This is a genomic window from Acinetobacter sp. 228 (assembly GCF_048147885.1).
Map to the genome: position 1 here is coordinate 1 of NZ_JAYWYV010000451.1, position 1157 is coordinate 1157.

Genomic DNA, 1157 nt, shown 5'->3' on the forward strand with positions numbered 1-1157 from the left:
GAAAAACGGCGTTCAACTTTATGAGTTTTTACCAACTCCAGATAAACGCGATTTAAATAAAAATACGGATGAGCTGGCAACCAAAGCGAAAGTAAACATGAAAGGTTTAAGCCGCTCAAGTTTACACACCAAACTTATGGCATTAGATGAACAGGTTTTTATCGGTTCATTCAACTTTGACCCACGTTCGGCGTATTTAAATACTGAAATTGGCGTAATTTTAGACAGTCCATCACTGGCCAAAACAATTCACCATACGATGGATGAAAACTTAAACAAATATGCTTATAAATTAAAGCTCGACCCAAACAATCATATTTACTGGCAACAGGAAACTCCAAAAGGCCCTGTAATTTATAAAAAAGAACCAGAAATGAAATGGTGGCAAAAGGCAGGCATGAAACTACTATCATGGCTGCCACTCGAAGGTTTTATGTAATTAACTTTTTGGCTTAAGTACTTTTTTATGTAATTGAGCCAATCCTTCAACCATTTTTTCTTGCACTTCTTGAGTCAAACTTTTTACATCATGGCCTTCTACCGAAATAGGAGGAAGTGTAAGTAAATGAGCTGTTACTTTCGGCATTTCTAGCACACGTTGAATATGCTCAACGAATGACATCTCACCAATAAATGGTGCAACGGTATCTAACTCACCATGACGGTTTACGTAACAGATTAAACATACCTGTACCGGACGCTGAGCTTCGATAGCAGCTCCGAGTAAACGACCATGAACCCGCTTAACAGAATGGCCATCTGTAGTAGTCGCTTCAGGGAAAAATAAAACTGGAATATTTTGTTTTAAAAATTCGGTAATTTGCTCTCGAATTTTAATGGAGTCACCTGATCCACGTTTAATAAATAAGGTGCCCCCACCTTTCGCCAAATTGCCAAGAATAGGCCACTTTTCTATCTCGGCTTTAGCTAAGAAGAAGACACGTGCACCTGAACCTAAAACGGCGATATCAAGCCAAGAAATATGGTTACTCACCCATAAAGCGGGCTCTCTGGGAATTGTGCCATGTACTTGAACTTCAAGATTAAATACTTGGCATAAACGAAGACAGAAATATTGAACATATCGAGTGTTAACAGGGTTATTTGGATCTTTATAAAGTCCATGACGATAAACTAAGTAAAAACCTTCACTGATT

2 protein-coding genes are annotated in these 1157 nt (G+C 38.3%); one reads left to right on the forward strand and one right to left on the reverse strand.

Going from position 1 to position 1157, the window contains the following annotated elements; translation table 11 throughout:
* Positions 1–439, forward strand: a 439-nt coding sequence (locus VXQ92_RS19775; RefSeq protein WP_416682938.1) for a phospholipase D-like domain-containing protein, incomplete at its 5' end; no start/stop codon positions are given.
* Here the strand turns inward: VXQ92_RS19775 and VXQ92_RS19780 are convergent.
* Positions 440–1157, reverse strand: a 718-nt coding sequence (locus VXQ92_RS19780; protein ID WP_416682939.1) for a lysophospholipid acyltransferase family protein, incomplete at its 5' end; no start/stop codon positions are given.